Here is a 16,908-nt window from a genome sequence, read left to right as displayed (position 1 = left end):
TTTTTCAGCGCGAGCCACCGCCCGGGAAAAACCGGTTACCCCTGGTGTTATACTGATTTGGCTTCCCTAACGGGGGAGCAAGGGGGTGTCACATGACAATTCAAGAAACCTATCGAGAAATCGAGCAAACCTTGGGACTGGTTCCGGAATGGATAAGACAGATGCCCGAAGGCGGTGTGAACGGCTTTTGGACAATGGCCCGGGATTTCTGGCTGTCGGAAACCAAAGTCCCTAATAAATACAAAGAGCTGATTGGTCTTGCGGTGTCCGGCGCGACCCGCTGTAAATACTGCGCGTTATTCCATACCGAAGCCGCCCGGCTTTTTGGAGCCACTGACGATGAGATCGCCGAAGCCAGCCTGATGGGCGCGCTTTCCATGATGGGCAGCACCTTTATCAACGCCCAGCAAATTGACTACGACACATTCAAACAGGAAACGCTTGATATTGTCCGCCATGTTAAAAGCCAGCAAACCTCTCAAGCGGCATGAAGCGTTAAAGGACCCTACGTTATTGCGATTGGAGCAGGATAAATTGATTCAACACACCGCCGGAGGTCCCAAGACCTCCGCCCGGTGGCAGGCCGCTGTGATGCGGGCGACCGGCGAACTGATGCAAAACCCGGAGTACGCACAGCCAACCAGCCAGGATCTGCGCATCGCCTACGCCAAAGCGTTGTTCAGTATTTACGGCGATACCGTGACGGATCTGGAGCTGACTGAAATGCTCCTGGTTTTGTGGCGCATCGAAATGGATAGCCTCTCCCCTGTTCAGCATTCGCAGAGCTAAAGAAATCCGCTGAGAATTAACGCTCTCCCAGCCATTTCTGGGTAATGCGCTGCATGCGCCCGTCCCGCTTCATTTCATCCAGAGCATCCTGCCAAGTCTGAATCACGCTATCTGGAACCTCTTTGGAGAAGGCGATATATTTGGGCTGTTCCTGGATGACATAAACGATTTTCATCAGTCCGGGATCTATGCCCTGCAACCTGGCGGTAAATACGCCCACCACATCCACCGTCACCCAGAGATCGAGATAACCCCGCACCAAATTACCCGGATTAAACTGCTCACTCCCCGGGCTGCTGACCAGATTGGCGAAGCCTTGTCGTTGCAACAGCTTTTCAGCGGAGTACCCCTGTACCGTACCGATGCGAGACACAACACGGGCGTCGTCCATGTTGTTGATCTGAACATTGGAGTCTTTAGCGGCGAAAAACACCAAGTTAGAAATCGCCACCGGCCCCACCCACTTATATAACGACTCTCGTTGTTCTGTGCGAGTGACTGTGAATAACGCCGCGTTGGGTCTGTTGGCAAGATAATACAGACCCCGTTTCCAGGGCGTGGATTGAATCGGATAGGACTCGCCTACCGTTCGCATGATTTCCTCAACGGTTTCAACCGCCATGCCTTTGGCGACGCCATTTTCCGTGTAGCAGAAGGGAGGATATTCAGAGATGTAGACGTCCAACGCCGCTGTCGCGCTTCCCGCCGTTTCAGCATGAGTTGGCAGAGCGCGACATAGCATCAACACGAAGAAACAGCACCAGCGTGAGACCAGCATGACTTCCCGCCGCAAAATTCATGGGGGTGGCTATAAGTCTAGCCCTTGTCATATCACTGTAAAGTCTTCGAGGCGTTCGGAGCCCTTTAAACGAGGCTCTCCACGCGCTGCAAAAACGCGCTCGCCTCCGGTTCAGGGCCGTCTCCCATATTAGCGTGAGAATCGCCGCGCCACTCACACATAACGGTACGCAGTCCACCTTCCGTGCTTACGCCAAGCTCTAAGGTAAAATAGCGGAATGGAGGCGTTCCATCTTCTACGTTCATCTCCGGTCCCGCCGTCAGCACTATCGCCACCAGCATCGCCTCCGCGACAGCTTTGGCCTCAGGCATCTTCATTAGAATCGTCGGATACTCCTTCACCCGCAAGGTGGCGAATTCGATGTCACCGGGATCAAAATCCGCTTTGCCCTCCACATCGCAGTTTTCGCACACTTTGGACCAGAGAAAATCCACCAGGTGCGATCTCTCTTCGGTAGGGATCAAAGCGAATAACTGTAATGGATCGCTTTCGCAAAACTTACGCATGGCGATGTGGGCGAACATGTAATGATGCGGCCTAGGGCCGCTCAACAGTTCGACTTCATTCTGACCCTTGTTTTGCTTTTTCCAGAACATAAACGACTACTCCAGTTTTCGATTTCCGGTCTTTGTTCGCGCGCTGTTGTTGTTGCGAACTATTGTTGTTGCGAACTGTTGCTTGTTGCGAACTACGGTTTGTCGCGCACGACGGCATGCCGCCTTTCCACATGAACGCCCAGCCGCTTGGCCAGCCTGATAAGGTTGGCGCGATCCAGAGACAGAGCGCGGGCGGCGGCGGCCCAATTGCCCTGCTCTTCGGTTAAAGTGCGATGAATCAGTTCGCGCTGAAACCGTTCCGTTTCTTCTTTCAGGTTAACAGGCTTATACGATGAAGCCAGCTCAGAGGAGACAGTGTGATCTGACTGCGACATAGTTGAGGAGGAAAGCGGAACGGAAAGATCACAGTGCTCCGGTAAGATCGTCACAATCCGCTTCCCCGCCTGCTCGCTTCTGGCGCGCAGGGCCGCACGGCTGATGGTGTGCTCCAGCTCGCGCACATTTCCCGGCCAGGAGTAAGCCAGCAACGCCTCATTCACCGCCGGCGCCAGACGAATCTGCTCCATACCCAGCTTGCGCCGCGTCGCAGCGATAAAATAACCCGCCAGCAGCAAGACGTCCTGGTCCCGTTCGCGCAACGGCGGAACCTGAATGGGATAGACGCTCAGACGATGATATAGGTCTGCGCGAAACGTTTCCGCTTTCACTTCTCGCGCAAGATCCCGATTAGTGGCTGCGATCACCCGCACATTCACTTTCTCCGGTTTATCCCGCCCCACTTTTTGCACTTCTCCGCTTTGCAGCGCTCGCAGCAGTTTGCTCTGCACCGCCAATGACAACTCGCCGATTTCATCGAGAAACAGGGTGCCTCCATCCGCCAGCATGAACTTGCCCATACGATCGCTGTTGGCGCCAGTGAAGGCGCCGCGCACATGACCAAACAGCTCGCTTTCCGCCAGGGCGTCCGGCACGGCGGCGCAGTTGACGTATACCAGCGGCTCATTGCAGCGGGACGACTGCATGTGCAAAGTGCGGGCGACCAGCTCTTTCCCCACGCCAGTTTCCCCGGTCACCAACACATTGAAGTCCGAGGACGCCACTAGCCGGATTTCCCGCCGCAACTGCGCCATGGCGGCGCTTTCGCCTATCAGCTCGCCGCCATCGCGGCTCAGTGCCTCCTGGGTCAGCGCCAACGCGACTTCATGAGCGTGACTGGCCTTGTACTCCAGCATGTTCAGCAATTCGGCGGATCGTAGCGTCGCAGCTGCGAGAGCATTAAGAATGAATAGCGTCTTCTGGGAAATATCGTCAAACACGCCAGCGCTCAGGCTGTCCAGCGTCAGCAGGCCGATCAGGCGATGGTCCGAGTACAAGGGAAAGCCCATGCAAGCGTGCACCGGCAGATCTCCTTGCGTCGCCAGCAGTAGGCCGTCATAAGGGTCCGGCAACTGGCAGTCAGCGGCGAAGCGCACCGGTTGGCGCGACTGGGTCAGACGTTCGAAACGCGGGTGTTCATCCGCCTTGAAGCGCCGCCCCAAAATATCCGGAGACAACCCCTGCGCCGCCAATGGGACCAATACATCCTCACGCAAAGCGAGCAGCGCCACCGCATCACAGGGTATGGCGTGGCGCACGGCGCTCAATAAGCGATCAAAGCGGTCTTCATTGGTCAGGCTATTGGCGAGATCCACAGCGATCTCCACTAACACGGAGAGAGGCGCATCGGTCATATCAAATAAACTCTTATATGTCTTTTATACTCGATTTATCAGGGTCATTTTAACCCTCCCGCCGCTTAAATCCAGCGCTTTTCCCTTTAATTTCAGGGCATTCCAAACTGGCAAAGCAATTGCAAATACAGAATCAACATTTCCGGTTAATACGCATCTTGAGGAGGAATGCTATGAATCAGGCCAACGCAACCCTCGACGGTTTCGCCGCCAGACTGATGAAGATTGGCGACAGAACGCTGGTGACGTCCATTTTCGTTATCGTCGCCACCGCGCTGATTTGCTACCCCTACGCGGACAACTTCAGCATCGGACAACAAGTCGCCGCCCATATCACCATGGTGGTGTCAGCCGGCGCTCTGAAACTGGGCTATGTTTTACGTCTGATCGGCAATCGCCGCATCGCTTTGAATAGAGGCTGATTAAAATCTCATGACCTCAATCGCCAGCGACCGCAACCCGCGCACAACCCTGCCATTACTGGGTTTGGCGTTCCGCCCCTTTTTTCTGTTTGGCGCACTGTTCTCCATTGTCGCCATCGCCTACTGGATATTGCTGCTGAATGGATCAGCGCCCTGGCTCACTGCCATGTCGCCGGTTGTCTGGCACGGCCATGAAATGCTGTTTGGGTTCGGCGGAGCGATAGTCGTGGGCTTTCTACTGACGGCGGTGCAGACCTGGACCGGCTTGCCCAGCGTGAAAAACAAAGCGCTGGCGACATTGGTTCTGCTCTGGCTGACAGCCCGCGTCGCCTTCTTTCTCGGCGACGACGCGCTACGCCTGGCGATTGTCGCGGAGATATTGTGGTGGGCCCTGTCGGCGCTGGCGTTCATCAACTTACTGGTTCGCTCAGGCAATCACCGCAATCTGATCATCGCGCCGGTTTTGATATTGATGGCGACACTGGACATCGCTTCCATCGCCGCCAGTGATGCGGGACTGGCTCTGCATCTCCTTAATACCGGCGTCCTGATGATGGGTGTCTTGATCACCCTTTTAGGTGGCCGGGTCATTCCATTTTTCACACAACGGGGACTGGGCGTTGACGCCATCACAACACCCGGCTGGCTGGAAAAAGCCCTGGCGCTGCTGACGCCTCTGACGGCGCTGGCTTTTTTCAGCGAACGCTTTCTCCCTTCACTGACGCCGACCGTCGCAGTGCTGTTGCTGGCGACAGGCGCGCTGCAGCTCTTGCGGATCGCGCACTGGCGCAGCCTGAAAACATTCGGCGCGCCGCTGCTGTGGTCGCTGCATCTCTCTTATCTGACCCTGGCTCTCGGGCAGGCATGCATGGGCCTGAGTCTGTTGTCACAAGGGGCGCACTTCGCGGACGCCCTGCATCTGGTGACCGTCGGCGCCATCGGCGGCATGATTCTGGCGATGATGTCCCGAGTCTCATTGGGACACACCGGCCGACCTTTACAGCCGCCAGCACTGATGTCCTGGGCGTTTGCGTTGATCCTGGCGGCGGCTGTGGTGCGCGCAGGGCTACCGCTGCTTATGTCGGCTCCCGCCGCCTGGCGCATTTCCGCAGCGCTTTGGGCGCTGGCTTATTTACTGTTTGTCATTCATTACGCCGGCATTCTCAATGCCCCGCGCACAGATGGAAAACCCGGTTGAACGCCACTGTCCGCCGCCCACTGTGGACAAACATGAGACGTATTGATTGGCCTGATTTTCACCTAAGCGCGCCGCGGTTTTCTGTAGCGCGCTTAGTTACACCACTGAACGCGTCATGACTCATGACGCAACACTACATCCATAACGCTATTTACCATCCAAGAAGGAGTTAGAGTGTTAGATTCCAACACTATCGCAACCATCAAAGCCACCATCCCGGTATTGGAAAGCGGGGGCGTGGCGATCACTGAGCATTTTTACCGCAGATTGTTCAGCCACAATCCCGAGCTGCTGAATATTTTCAACAGCAGCCACCAACATTCAGGCGGGCAACAGGTCGCCCTGTTCAACGCCATCGCCGCGTACGCCAAGCACATTGAAACGCCGGAAGCGCTGCAAAGCGCCGTCGAGCGCATCGCTCACAAGCACACGAGCTTCAATATCCAACCCGCGCAGTACGACATCGTCGGCCATCACCTGCTGGAAACGCTGCAGGAACTGCTTGGCGACGCATTCACTCCAGAAATCAGAGACGCCTGGACCAAGGCCTATCAGTTTCTCGCCAGCATTTTTATTGCGAAGGAAGGCGAGCTATATCAGACGCGCGCCAGCGCCCAAGGGGGCTGGAAAGGAACCCGGACGTTTATCGTGCAGTCAAAACAAAAGGAATCCGAGCTGGTGACCAGTTTTGTGTTGGCGCCCAAGGATGGCGGCCCCGTCATCGACTTTCAACCGGGTCAGTACATCGGCGTCAAGGTCAAACCCACCACTGAGGGTTATGCGCAGATTCGTCAGTATTCTCTGTCGGCAGCGCCTAACGGCGCCACATATCGCATATCCGTAAAACGGGAGTCCGGAGAGCAGCCCGGCCTGGTGTCCAACCATCTGCATGATCATGTTCAAGAGGGAGACGCGCTGGAACTCATGGCCCCGGCAGGCGACTTTGTATTACATGAGGAGCGTAGCCGCCCCACCGTCCTGATTTCCGCCGGCGTCGGCCTGACGCCTATGATGTCCATGCTGGAGCGTTTGAGCGCTGCAGACGACGATGCGCCGATTCACTATCTGCACGCCTGCGAAAACGGCGCACAGCACAGCTTCAAACATCGCCTGGGCGACTTGTTGAGCATGAAGAAAAACTTGTCCGCGCATGTCTGGTATCGCGAGCCCCGCAGCGAGGATCAACTGGATCACGACTATCAGGCGCAGGGTCTGATGGATATTCCCAGTGTTGCGGCAACGCTTCCATTGGCGCAGGCGCGCTTCTATCTGTGTGGCCCCACGCCATTCATGGCCATGGCGAAAAAGCAGTTACTGTCATGCGGCGTGGATGCGGAACGCATCCACTATGAGGTATTTGGTCCGCATAGCGATCTGTAAGCCAGGAATAGGTAAACCATTAATAGGTAAACCATTAATAGGTAAACCAGTAACAGGCAAACAAGCACAGATCACCAGCGGATCAGGACATCATCCATCTGAATGTTCAAACGGGTGGGGTCAATATTCAGACGGCCAATGGAAAACTCAGGCTGCACCTGATCCACCTGCAAGGCCAGTTTGACATCGCGCAGCTCGGTTCCCTGGAACCGGGTTGCGTCAAACAACTGCCGTGAACGATAGACCTGGAAAGTATCCCCTGGACGGATGCCTGCATTGGCGCCCGCCTCAAACATGATCTGACGCCCTTCCACCCGCGAGATGCGAGTCATAAACGGCTGGCAAGACACATTCTCTTCAATGTCGCCCGCCATGCTCATGAGCGCCCGTTTCACCGCCCGGCCATATTCCATTTCGTTAAACCCGGCGGACAGCAGACCGTAGTGCTCATCCGCTCGCGCCTCCCAATCGGCGCCGGTGCGATAGCGCTTCTGAAACAGAATGGCTCCGCTGAAACCATCGTGGATAAACATCTCCACATCAAATACCCGGTAGGTATCCTTCAAACCCACGAAACGCAGCGTATTGTTGAGAACAGAGCGTTTCAGCCCTTCCGGGTCGCGCAGAGTAATGTTCCTGACCACCCCGGACACCACAAACTGCACGCCAAGATCCCGTGACGCCGACACCGCTTTGGTCAACGTGCGCTGCTCCGTCTCATGGGTCGGCGCATTAGCGAGTTCATCGTACAGATGCAACTGACTGGCTTCATGCACCGCCAGTCGCGGAGAAGACTGCAAAAGCTGATTGAGGTAACTGGGAATATCCCGCTCCACGCCATACAAGCCGCCGACTGACGCTTGTCGTGGGTCTTGCAGAGAGAAAGACAACAGCGCCAGCTTGCGCCGATAGGCATTCACGGAGGCGCCATCACACAACGGCTGCTCGTACATATCCGCATCTACGGTTAGCACTAATGTGTCGTCTTCCACCTCTTCACTAACCGGAACGACTCGCTTGGCTTTAGCGCGGCTGCTCACGCTCACGCTGGATTGGGTTAAACGCCCCAACTCCATCTGATCCGTGCTGGAGACCTCCGCCCCAAACATCAGCGCCGCCTGCCGCAAAGCGTCTTCCTGCGCTGTCTTGCGCGCCTGTTGGTAATCGCCCCCGTATATCAACGCCCGCCCCGTGACTCGCACCCACTCTGCATGCGCCGCTCCAGCGCCTAAAGTGAGCAGCAGCCCGAGCACGCCGGACAACGACAGCATCGACAGTCTTTGGTTGAATAACCGCGTCATGATAGGCCCCCGGGTTTCACTTCTTCACATCGCCATCCAGAAAGTACAGACCGGTTCCGGTGCTGCTCCCCGCTGCGCCCGCCGGAGAGTCCATACTGGCGCGCAAGTCCGGGTCGCTATGGGGCAACGGCATGCGGCATTCTTCGGTATAGCGGAAGTAGTTGACGTTAGTCAGGCAGCGGCGAAATCTTGCCTCCAGCACCACCTCCAGAACCGTCTCAAAACCACCGCCCTGCAATTCCGACACGCTCATCACCCTGGCGCCGCGAATCACGCTGTCTACCATGGTTTTGAAGCCGTCATTCTGCATCACCAGCGCTTCCACCGTGGAAGAGCCATAGATCACCGTTCCGTAGATGCGTTCCGCCAGAGCGCGATAGGCGTCCAGCTTCGAAGCGCGCATCGCCAGCAGGCGGTGACGCTGGGATGTGGCGTGGCGGGGGTCCTCGTAGGTGGCGTACCCTGACACTCTCACCACGATGGGGTCTTTGCCGATGTTATCGTCAATGGGCTCTTGTTTCTGACCATACAGCCCACAGGCCGACAACAGGCTGGCGAGCGCCGCCAATACAACTGCTTGAATCTGCTTACTCACGCTGGAAGCCCTCAGTACCAATACAATTCCTGCGGCGACGTCCGATGACGCCCGCGTTGTATAGAGTCTTATAGAAAAGTTCGTGCCAAGACGGTCTGGGGAGAGGAGAAAGAAATAAAATTGCATTAACAATCAAACTATTAGACAAGCTCATGGTGACTTCTTCTGCGCCCCTGGGTGATCTCATGCGCCCCTATAGCGGAACGATCTTGCCTCACCGGTCTAACGACCTTGTGACCCCTGGTCATTCCAAGTAACCTACCCTTTCAACCATTACCTATTCGAAACCCTATGCAACGATATTTAGTGGGCGGAGCCGTACGTGACGCCTTACTCGGCCTGCCTGTCAAAGACCGCGACTGGGTCATGGTCGGCTCTACCCCTGAGCAGATGCTGGAACAGGGGTATCAGCAGGTCGGCGCGGACTTTCCTGTGTTTCTACACCCCGAAAGCAAAGAAGAACACGCCCTCGCCCGCACGGAACGTAAAAGCGGCAAAGGCTACACAGGCTTTATCTGCGACTTTTCCCCGGATATTTCTCTGGAAGAAGATCTGTTGCGTCGCGATCTGACGATCAACGCCATAGCCATGGACGACGACGGCAATCTGGTGGACCCCTTCAACGGACGCCGGGATCTCGAAGCGCGCATTCTGCGCCACGTTTCTCCCGCCTTTACCGAAGACCCACTGCGCGTGTTGCGGGTCGCCCGTTTCGCCTCCCGTTACGCCGATCTCGGCTTCACTGTCGCGCCTGAAACCCTGCAACTCATGCAGGACATTCAGGCGTCAGGAGAACTGAAAGCGCTGACTGCGGAGCGTGTATGGCAGGAAACCGTGCGCGCCCTGGGACAAAAGCAGCCCCAGGTTTACTTTCAGGTGCTGAAAGACGCCCACGCGTTGCAGGATATTTTCCCCGAATTAAACGCCTTGTTCGGCGTGCCGCAAGCCCCGCAATACCACCCGGAAGTGGATACCGGTCTGCACAGCCTGATGGCGTTGGAGCAAGCCTGCCTGTTGAGCGAACGGGAAGAAGTGCGTTTCGCCGCCTTGATTCATGATCTGGGCAAAGGCGTCACGCCACAGGAAGCATGGCCCAAACATCATAACCATGAAGCGGCCGGGGTCGATTTGGTAAAAGCGCTGACGGAGCGGGTCAAAGCGCCCAAGCTGTTCAAAGAACTGCCGCTGATGGCCTGCCAGTACCACACCCATTGCCATCGCGCTCTGGAGTTGCGCGCCAACACCTTGGTGAAGCTGCTGCAATCCTGCGACGCCTGGCGCCGGCCGGATCGTTTCGAACTGTTCTTGCTCGCCTGCGAGGCGGACGCCCGCGGCCGTACAGGATGGGAGCAAAAGCCTTATCCTCAGGCGGACTATCTGCGCGGCGTCCTGGAGGCGTGTCAGCAGATCCAGCCGCAGGAGCTGGTGGCCCAGGGTTATACCGGCGCCAGGCTGGGAGAGGAAATTCAGCGTCGCCGCATCAGCGCGGTTAAACGCTTCAAGCGCGACTATGCGCCAGAGACCTACGAGGATGACGACGAAGACGACAGCTTGACCTGACTCAAGCCGGCGGACGATTGCCTGCATCTTCGACCAAAGCGTTATTATAAAAAACAACATCAATAAGTATGCTCATCCTCCAGGCCCGGAAACGTCAACGCCTTGAGGATGACAAAGCATCAGTTCACACACTGACGGATTGAAAGGAGATTTCATATGAAGAAGGTCGTCATTGTCGCCGCCACCCGCACCCCAGTGGGCGCATTCGGCGGTTCTCTCGCCACGCTCAGCGCCGACCAACTGGGATCGGCGGTGATTAAAAAGTTACTGGAGCAAACCGGCGTCGATCCCGCTAAAGTCGATGAAGTGCTGCTCGGCCAGGTGCTTACCGCAGGCTGCGGTCAAAACCCCGCACGTCAGGCTTCCATTAATGCCGGCCTGCCCAATTCCACCCCCGCCATGACGATCAATAAGGTCTGCGGCTCAGGTTTGAAAGCCATACATCTGGCGGCTCAATCCATCATGCTCGGCGACGCCGATATCGTGATCGCCGGCGGACAGGAAAATATGAGTCAGGCGCCGCATGTGCTGCCAAAATCCCGTGACGGCCAGCGCATGGGTAACTGGACGCTGGAAGACTCCATGATCAAAGACGGTCTGTGGGACGCCTTCAACGACTACCACATGGGCGTCACCGCAGAAAACATCGTCGAGAAATACGGCATCGCCCGCGAAGAGCAAGACGTTTTTGCCGCGCAGTCGCAGCAGAAAGCGGAAGCTGCGCAGAAAACAGATCGCTTCAAAGAGGAAATCTGCGCCATCAGCGTACCGCAACGCAAAGGCGACGCTATTGTCGTCGACAAAGATGAAAATCCAAGACATGGAACCACCGCAGAGTCACTGGGCAAATTGAGAGCCGCCTTCAAAAAAGACGGAAGCGTTACGGCAGGCAACGCCTCTTCCCTGAACGACGGCGCCGCGGCCGTCATGCTGTGCAGTGAAGAAAAAGCCAAAGAGCTTGGCCTGACGCCTATCGCCACTATCGCCGCTTACGCTAACGCGGGGGTTGATCCCAGCATCATGGGCGTCGGCCCGGTCACCGCCACCCGTCGCTGCTTGAATAAAGCCGGCTGGAGTGTGGACGATCTGGATCTGGTCGAAGCCAACGAAGCCTTCGCCGCCCAGGCCATTGCAGTGAATCGCGATATGGAATGGGACACCGCCAAGGTGAACGTTAACGGCGGCGCCATCGCCCTGGGCCATCCCATTGGCGCATCCGGCTGCCGCATTCTGGTCACCCTGCTGCACGAAATGATCAAACGTGACGCCAAGAAAGGCCTGGCGACGCTTTGTATCGGCGGCGGCATGGGCGTAGCGCTGGCGGTAGAGAGATAATCATCTCATCTCGCACTCACTATAAACCTCCTCTTTCATAGGGGAGGTTTCACCTCAGCCTTTACGGCCAAGACATCCAATATAGACACTGCTAAATAGGGACAAACGGCAAGCGCGCTCGCCAGCTTATGAGCGGAATAAGTGCGGAATAAAAGAAAGAGAAAAGAGAAAAGAGAAGAAAAATAAAGCCTGTGGTCGAGAAGCCCGCATGACTACGCAGCTTCTCCGTCTGACCACAGACGCCGGTTCAGAACTTACTTGGCCGCAGCGCGAGCCTGCTCCAACCAGCCGTCAAACTTCTTCTGATTAGCCTTGATCCAACCATCCGCATGACGCTCGATTTCCGCAGCGCTGTCTTCACCATCGCGCATACGCAGGTTTTGCGCACTGATATCGTTGGCGCTGATTTTCATAATGGAGAACAGCTTGGCCGCCGCAGGATTGCTCTTAGCGAACTCCAGGTTGGCGACGATGCGCTGATTGTTCGCCTGGAAGCCATAGTTGCTGCCATCTGGCAGGCTGGTGTCGATGTCTTTGCGCTCTCCTGGCAGAGAAGAGAACGGCACTTGCAACCAGACTACGTCTTTACCGGGAACCATCACGCCGCTGACCCAGTATGGCGTCCAAGTGTAGTACAACACCGGCTGCCCCTGCTTGTAGCGAGCAATGGTGTCCGCAATGATGGCGGAATAGCTGCCTTGATTATGGGCGACGGTTTTACGCAGGCCGTATGCGTCCAGGTGATGCTCGATGACCTTTTCGCAGCCCCATCCAGGGTTACAGCCAGCCAGATCCGCCTTGCCGTCGCCATCTGCGTCAAACAACTTGGCGAGCTTTGGATCTTGCAGCTGCTTGATGTTCTTGATGCCGTATTTGTCCGCCGTGGCCTTGTCGATCAGATAACCCTGCAACGCGCCAGAGGAATAGACGCCTTCACGGTACAGCTTTTCGTCGCCGCCGGCTTTAGTGAAGAAATCCACGTGCAGCGGGTCCCAGTGGTCCGCCATAAATGTACCGTCGCCGTTGGCCAGTGCGACATGGCCGGTCGCGTATTCCACTTCTTTAATAGGTTTGACGTCATAGCCCAGTTTTTCCAGGGCTTTCATGACCAACAAGGTCTGAAACGTCTCTTCCGCAATGGAGCTTTTCAGAGGCTGCACCTCTACGCCCTTGCCCGGCATGCTCTCCGCATGCGCTGTGAATGAAACCGCGCCCATAACCAGCGCAGCGAAACAGCTCTTAATACTCTTCAAGCTCATCAATTTCTCCTGTTTGTTATCAGTAATTTCGATGACTTATTTATCGAGGGATGAATCAAGGCGACGCCAGTCAATAGGCGCCGCCCGATATAGGTTGCGACGTCAGGAGGCCTCTACGGTTTTCCCCATCCAGCGACGCACCAGCCCAACCGGGCCGGCGTCATACCAGTGACGGGTCGGACGACTACGGGCGTCTCGACCCAATGCCTGTGTCATACGGTCCAGCATGATGGCGAGCAGAACAATGCCAACGCCGCCGACCGTCGCCAGCCCCATATCGAGCCGGCCGATTCCGCGTAATACCATTTGTCCCAGACCGCCTACCGCGATCATGGACGCGATAACCACCATGGACAGCGCCAGCATCAGCGTCTGATTGACTCCCGCCATAATCGTCGGGGTCGCCAATGGCAGTTGCACCTTGAACAGAAGCTGCCGTGGACTGGCGCCAAAAGAGCGCGCCGCTTCCACCAGATCCTCCGGCACTTGTCGAATACCAAGGCTGGTCAAACGAATTAACGGCGGCAAGGCGAAAATAATCGTCACCGCTACGCCCGGCACATTACCAATGCCAAATAGCATAACGATGGGCACCAGATAGACGAACGCAGGGGTGGTCTGCATGGCGTCGAGCAATGGCCTCACTGCAGAGGCGGCGCGCTCGCTGCGCGCCAGCCAGATGCCCGTGGGCAAGCCTATAAGCAAGCAGAACAGAACGGAAGTGAGTACTAACGCCAGGGTCACCATCGCCTCATTCCAGGCGCCTATCAGCCCCACCAGCGTCAAACTGATCAATGACCCGATCGCCAATTTACGACCGGATAACTGCCACGCCAAGAGCGCGAAAAACAGAATCACAAATGTGGCCGGGATTGCCTGCAACCCCGCTTCAATAGAACTGAGAGTAATGTCGATAGGCCAGCGAACGGCCTGAAAGACCGGACGAAAATGGTTGACCACCCAGTCGAGCCCCTGCTCGACCCAGCTGTCGAGAGGAATCAACGCATCCTGAAAAGGATCGAAAATATCAAATGGGGTATCTTGTTGCGGCGCATCCGCCGGCGTGTCCAGCCATCCCGCCGCCGTATCTGGGGCCGGTTCATTCGCCGTCGCGCCATCGCCCGCCGAAGCGCCCCATGGATTGGCGGAAGGTTCCGGCGCATCTTCCGCCGGAGTGGACCAGGGATTGGAAGCTTGTTTATCGTCAGCCATGAATACCTCTAAATAACTATTTCCGGCTTATGCCCGGCTATGACCGTTTGCATTGCTGCGATCCAACGCTTCAAGCAGCGTGGCTTTATTAATGACGCCGGCGTAGCGGCCATCGGTGTCCACCACAGGGAGTGCGCAAGGCGCCTGCGCAACCGCGCCAATCAAATCGCCCAATGAAACATTCGACGTCACCGGCTCCACTTCGGACAAGTAGGCGCTGGTAATTTTCTGCGCCTCCGCCTGGCTGCTGGCGCGCAGTGAATCCACGGACACCACGCCGTGAAACTTCCGGTCCGGACCGACCACATAACCAAAATCCCGGTCATGTTCTTTCAAGCGCTGCAGCGCTGAACGTACTCCCATCCCTTCTCTTTCGATCAGAGTAACCTGAGTTTTACGGGCGATATCGCCAGCGCTCAACACGGAGGTGACATCCACGCCGCGGAAGAAGGATTTCACATAGTCATCCGCCGGGTTATTGAGGATTTCCTCCGGCGTGCCCACTTGCACCACGCGTCCGCCTTCCATAATGGCGATGCGGTCGCCAATACGCATGGCTTCGTCAAGGTCATGAGAGATGAATATGATGGTGCGTTTGTCATTTTCCTGCAGTTGCAGCAACTGGTCCTGCATTTCCGTCCGAATCAGCGGGTCCAATGCGGAAAATGCTTCATCCATCAGCAGGATATGAGGGTCGTTGGCGAGAGCGCGGGCCAGGCCGACCCGTTGCTGCATGCCTCCGGACAACTCGTCAGGATAGCTGTTGGCGTAGGCGCTCAAGCCGACTTTTTCCAGCGCTTCCATGGCTCGGGACTCCCGTTCAGCCAAAGGAACGCTGGATAGCTCAAGGCCAAAAGCGGTGTTCTGCACAACATTGAGATGAGGCATGAGCGCGAAGGACTGAAACACCATGCTCATTTTGGTGCGGCGGACATTGAGAAGCGCCTCGTCATTCATGGCGATAATGTCTTCATCGTCCACCAGAATATTGCCGGAAGAAGGCTCAATCAATCGATTAAGCAAACGCACCAGCGTTGATTTACCGGAGCCGGACAACCCCATCACAACAAAAATTTCGCCTTCCCTGACTTCGAAGTTGGCGTTGCAGACTCCTACCGTCTGCCCGGTTCGGGAAAATATCTCCGACTTATCTACGCCCTGGTTAAGGAGTTTCAGCGCAGCGTCCGGTTCAGCGCCGAATATCTTGTACAAATTCTTAACAACTAACTTATTTTTCATCAGTGGCTTCTGTTGCTTGTCTATGCCGCCGCGCCATCCCGGACGCCTTCTGCGACAAGGGCTTGGCGGCATTTGCAGAAACGCCTCCAATGGGGGTGCGGCTACGCATTATAGTTAGACTCAATTAAAAAACAGCTTTCAATTCTAACTAATATTTAAGCATTTAACCAATCCGCACCAATTAGACACGTTTGGCAAACAGAAACAAAAAGCCTACAGACAGCATAAAATACAGACGATTACGAGATAAATTTAAGTAGTTTTTGCGATAGGATTGATCAGAAATACGTCTATCAGGCAAAGAAACATTACATTACGCAGAGAAAGTAGTTATACAACTAAAATTATTAATACAAACTACTTAAAGCAAGGAGAGAGGCATTAGCAGAAGAATACGCAGATTCGATCTTCAAATGATTGCAGAAAGACCCAGTAAGAGAAAAAATAGACGCCTTTCGGCGCGCCCAGCCCGCCACGACGAGATAAACGCATTACTCAAACGCCCGGACGCTTCCGGAACGCCTAATCAAAAAGAGCCTGAACGTGCTGAATATTGTTTTATTCCAACCGGAAATCCCGCCCAACACCGGCAACATCATAAGACTCTGCGCCAACTGCGGATTCGCCCTGCATCTTATCGAGCCCCTTGGATTCACCTGGGACGACAAGAGATTGCAACGCGCCGGCCTGGACTACCATGAGTACGCGCCAGTAAAACGACATGGGGATTTTCAACAGTTTCTGGATGACGTGCGTCCCAATAAGGTTTACGCGCTATCCACTCGCGGCAAATCCTACTATCACGAAGTGTCCTTCTCCGCCGGGGACGCCTTGGTATTCGGGCCGGAGACTCGCGGCCTGCCGCAGCAGATGCTGGACGATCTGGGTCCCGAGTCCTGCTTACGCGTTCCCATGCGACAAGACAGTCGCAGCCTCAATCTGTCCAACACCGTCGCGCTGGTATCCTATGAAGCCTGGCGTCAGTTGGGATTCGAGGGCGGACTTTAAACGCAGAAAAGCCTCCCAAGGAGGCTTTATCCCTGGCGCCGCATCGCTGCTGAGAGCATAGCGGCGCCCATTCTGATTTAGTTCGCGACATGCAGACGCACGTCCACATTGCCTCTTGTCGCATTGGAGTATGGGCAAACTTGGTGAGCCTTATCGACCAGCGCTTGCGCTGCTTCCAGCTCCAAACCGGGCAGTTCAATGAACAGGTCGATGTCCAGACCAAAACCGCCAGGAATCTGCCCTATTCCCACCTCAGCGCGAACATTCACGTCCGCAGGAAGCGCGGCTTTTTGCTGACTCGCCACAAACTTCAACGCGCCGATAAAACATGCGGAATAGCCCGCTGCGAACAGTTGTTCCGGGTTCGTTGCTTCTCCGCCTGCGCCGCCCAACTCTTTAGGCGTCGTCAATCGCACATCCAGTACGCCGTCGGAAGATTTCGCATGACCATCACGGCCGCCAGTGGAAGTAACTGCTGCTTTATATAGTACGTTCATTGGGGTTTCCTTTTTCGTGCTCTGATA

Annotated in this window: 17 protein-coding genes; 8 read left to right on the top strand and 9 right to left on the bottom strand. The window is 55.9% G+C overall.

From position 1 onward, the window contains the following. Positions 1-92: 92 nt before the first annotated feature. Both ONV78_RS26955 and ONV78_RS26950 read left to right on the top strand, forming a co-directional pair. Positions 93-491: a carboxymuconolactone decarboxylase family protein gene (locus ONV78_RS26955; protein ID WP_216738589.1), complete on the top strand. Its 399-nt coding sequence runs from the start codon at positions 93-95 to the stop codon at positions 489-491. Next, complete coding sequence (locus ONV78_RS26950) at positions 457-789, top strand: hypothetical protein (RefSeq protein WP_279507734.1); 333 nt, start codon at positions 457-459, stop codon at positions 787-789. The genes ONV78_RS26955 and ONV78_RS26950 overlap by 35 nt, the downstream gene beginning before the upstream one ends. A gap of 16 nt (positions 790-805) precedes the next feature. Here ONV78_RS26950 and ONV78_RS26945 read toward each other — a convergent pair whose 3' ends face one another. From ONV78_RS26945 to norR, 3 genes are all read right to left on the bottom strand, one after another. Then, positions 806-1,567, bottom strand: coding sequence for an ABC transporter substrate-binding protein (locus ONV78_RS26945; protein ID WP_279507610.1), 762 nt, complete (start codon positions 1,565-1,567; stop codon positions 806-808). Positions 1,568-1,653: 86 nt separating this feature from the next. Continuing rightward, positions 1,654-2,184 (bottom strand): hypothetical protein, encoded by a 531-nt coding sequence (locus tag ONV78_RS26940; protein WP_279507607.1) that lies wholly within the window; start codon positions 2,182-2,184, stop codon positions 1,654-1,656. A gap of 92 nt (positions 2,185-2,276) precedes the next feature. Next, complete coding sequence (norR, locus tag ONV78_RS26935; protein ID WP_279507605.1) at positions 2,277-3,875, bottom strand: nitric oxide reductase transcriptional regulator NorR; 1,599 nt, start codon at positions 3,873-3,875, stop codon at positions 2,277-2,279. A 173-nt stretch (positions 3,876-4,048) separates the two neighbouring features. Between norR and ONV78_RS26930 the strand changes: the two genes are divergently transcribed. From ONV78_RS26930 to hmpA, 3 genes are all read left to right on the top strand, one after another. Beyond that, positions 4,049-4,297: a hypothetical protein gene (locus ONV78_RS26930; RefSeq protein ID WP_279507603.1), complete on the top strand. Its 249-nt coding sequence runs from the start codon at positions 4,049-4,051 to the stop codon at positions 4,295-4,297. A 10-nt stretch (positions 4,298-4,307) separates the two neighbouring features. Beyond that, complete coding sequence (locus ONV78_RS26925; protein ID WP_279507602.1) at positions 4,308-5,495, top strand: NnrS family protein; 1,188 nt, start codon at positions 4,308-4,310, stop codon at positions 5,493-5,495. Between the two features lie 174 nt (positions 5,496-5,669). Next, a complete protein-coding gene (gene hmpA, locus ONV78_RS26920; RefSeq protein ID WP_279507601.1) occupies positions 5,670-6,875 on the top strand; it encodes an NO-inducible flavohemoprotein in 1,206 nt (401 codons plus the stop codon). A gap of 71 nt (positions 6,876-6,946) precedes the next feature. Here hmpA and ONV78_RS26915 read toward each other — a convergent pair whose 3' ends face one another. Then, positions 6,947-8,176, bottom strand: coding sequence for a flagellar assembly protein FlgT (locus ONV78_RS26915; RefSeq protein WP_279507599.1), 1,230 nt, complete (start codon positions 8,174-8,176; stop codon positions 6,947-6,949). Positions 8,177-8,192: 16 nt separating this feature from the next. Next, positions 8,193-8,771 carry an LPP20 family lipoprotein gene (locus ONV78_RS26910; RefSeq protein ID WP_127973098.1) on the bottom strand — a complete coding sequence of 193 codons (579 nt, stop codon included), beginning with the start codon at positions 8,769-8,771 and terminating at the stop codon, positions 8,193-8,195. A gap of 291 nt (positions 8,772-9,062) precedes the next feature. Here ONV78_RS26910 and ONV78_RS26905 point away from each other — a divergent pair, with 291 nt between their 5' ends. Together ONV78_RS26905 and ONV78_RS26900 are read left to right on the top strand one after the other, a co-directional pair. Beyond that, a complete protein-coding gene (locus ONV78_RS26905; RefSeq protein WP_279507597.1) occupies positions 9,063-10,331 on the top strand; it encodes a multifunctional CCA addition/repair protein in 1,269 nt (422 codons plus the stop codon). 156 nt (positions 10,332-10,487) lie between these two features. Beyond that, the gene (locus ONV78_RS26900) at positions 10,488-11,666 is read left to right on the top strand and encodes an acetyl-CoA C-acetyltransferase (RefSeq protein ID WP_279507595.1); all 1,179 of its coding nucleotides are present in this window, start codon (positions 10,488-10,490) and stop codon (positions 11,664-11,666) included. 254 nt (positions 11,667-11,920) lie between these two features. Here the strand turns inward: ONV78_RS26900 and proX are convergent, their stop codons facing one another. The 3 genes from proX to proV all read right to left on the bottom strand — a co-directional run bounded on the left by proX (position 11,921) and on the right by proV (position 15,376). Beyond that, on the bottom strand, positions 11,921-12,925 hold the full coding sequence (gene proX / locus ONV78_RS26895) for a glycine betaine/L-proline ABC transporter substrate-binding protein ProX (RefSeq protein WP_279507593.1): 1,005 nt from the start codon (positions 12,923-12,925) through the stop codon (positions 11,921-11,923). A 102-nt stretch (positions 12,926-13,027) separates the two neighbouring features. Then, positions 13,028-14,137 (bottom strand): glycine betaine/L-proline ABC transporter permease ProW, encoded by a 1,110-nt coding sequence (gene proW, locus ONV78_RS26890; RefSeq protein WP_279507591.1) that lies wholly within the window; start codon positions 14,135-14,137, stop codon positions 13,028-13,030. A gap of 27 nt (positions 14,138-14,164) precedes the next feature. After that, positions 14,165-15,376, bottom strand: a complete 1,212-nt coding sequence (proV, locus tag ONV78_RS26885; protein WP_216738601.1) for a glycine betaine/L-proline ABC transporter ATP-binding protein ProV — start codon at positions 15,374-15,376, stop codon at positions 14,165-14,167. A 543-nt stretch (positions 15,377-15,919) separates the two neighbouring features. Here proV and trmL point away from each other — a divergent pair. Further along, positions 15,920-16,384: a tRNA (uridine(34)/cytosine(34)/5-carboxymethylaminomethyluridine(34)-2'-O)-methyltransferase TrmL gene (trmL, locus tag ONV78_RS26880; RefSeq protein ID WP_279507589.1), complete on the top strand. Its 465-nt coding sequence runs from the start codon at positions 15,920-15,922 to the stop codon at positions 16,382-16,384. Between the two features lie 77 nt (positions 16,385-16,461). Here trmL and ONV78_RS26875 read toward each other — a convergent pair whose 3' ends face one another. Further along, positions 16,462-16,881 carry an organic hydroperoxide resistance protein gene (locus ONV78_RS26875; RefSeq protein WP_127973105.1) on the bottom strand — a complete coding sequence of 140 codons (420 nt, stop codon included), beginning with the start codon at positions 16,879-16,881 and terminating at the stop codon, positions 16,462-16,464. Positions 16,882-16,908 lie beyond the last annotated feature (27 nt).

This window comes from Hahella sp. CR1 (assembly GCF_029813005.1).
In the GTDB taxonomy this organism is placed as follows: domain Bacteria; phylum Pseudomonadota; class Gammaproteobacteria; order Pseudomonadales; family Oleiphilaceae; genus Hahella.
Note: the sequence above shows the minus strand (reverse complement) of the source record. Positions and strands in the feature narration are given on the sequence as shown.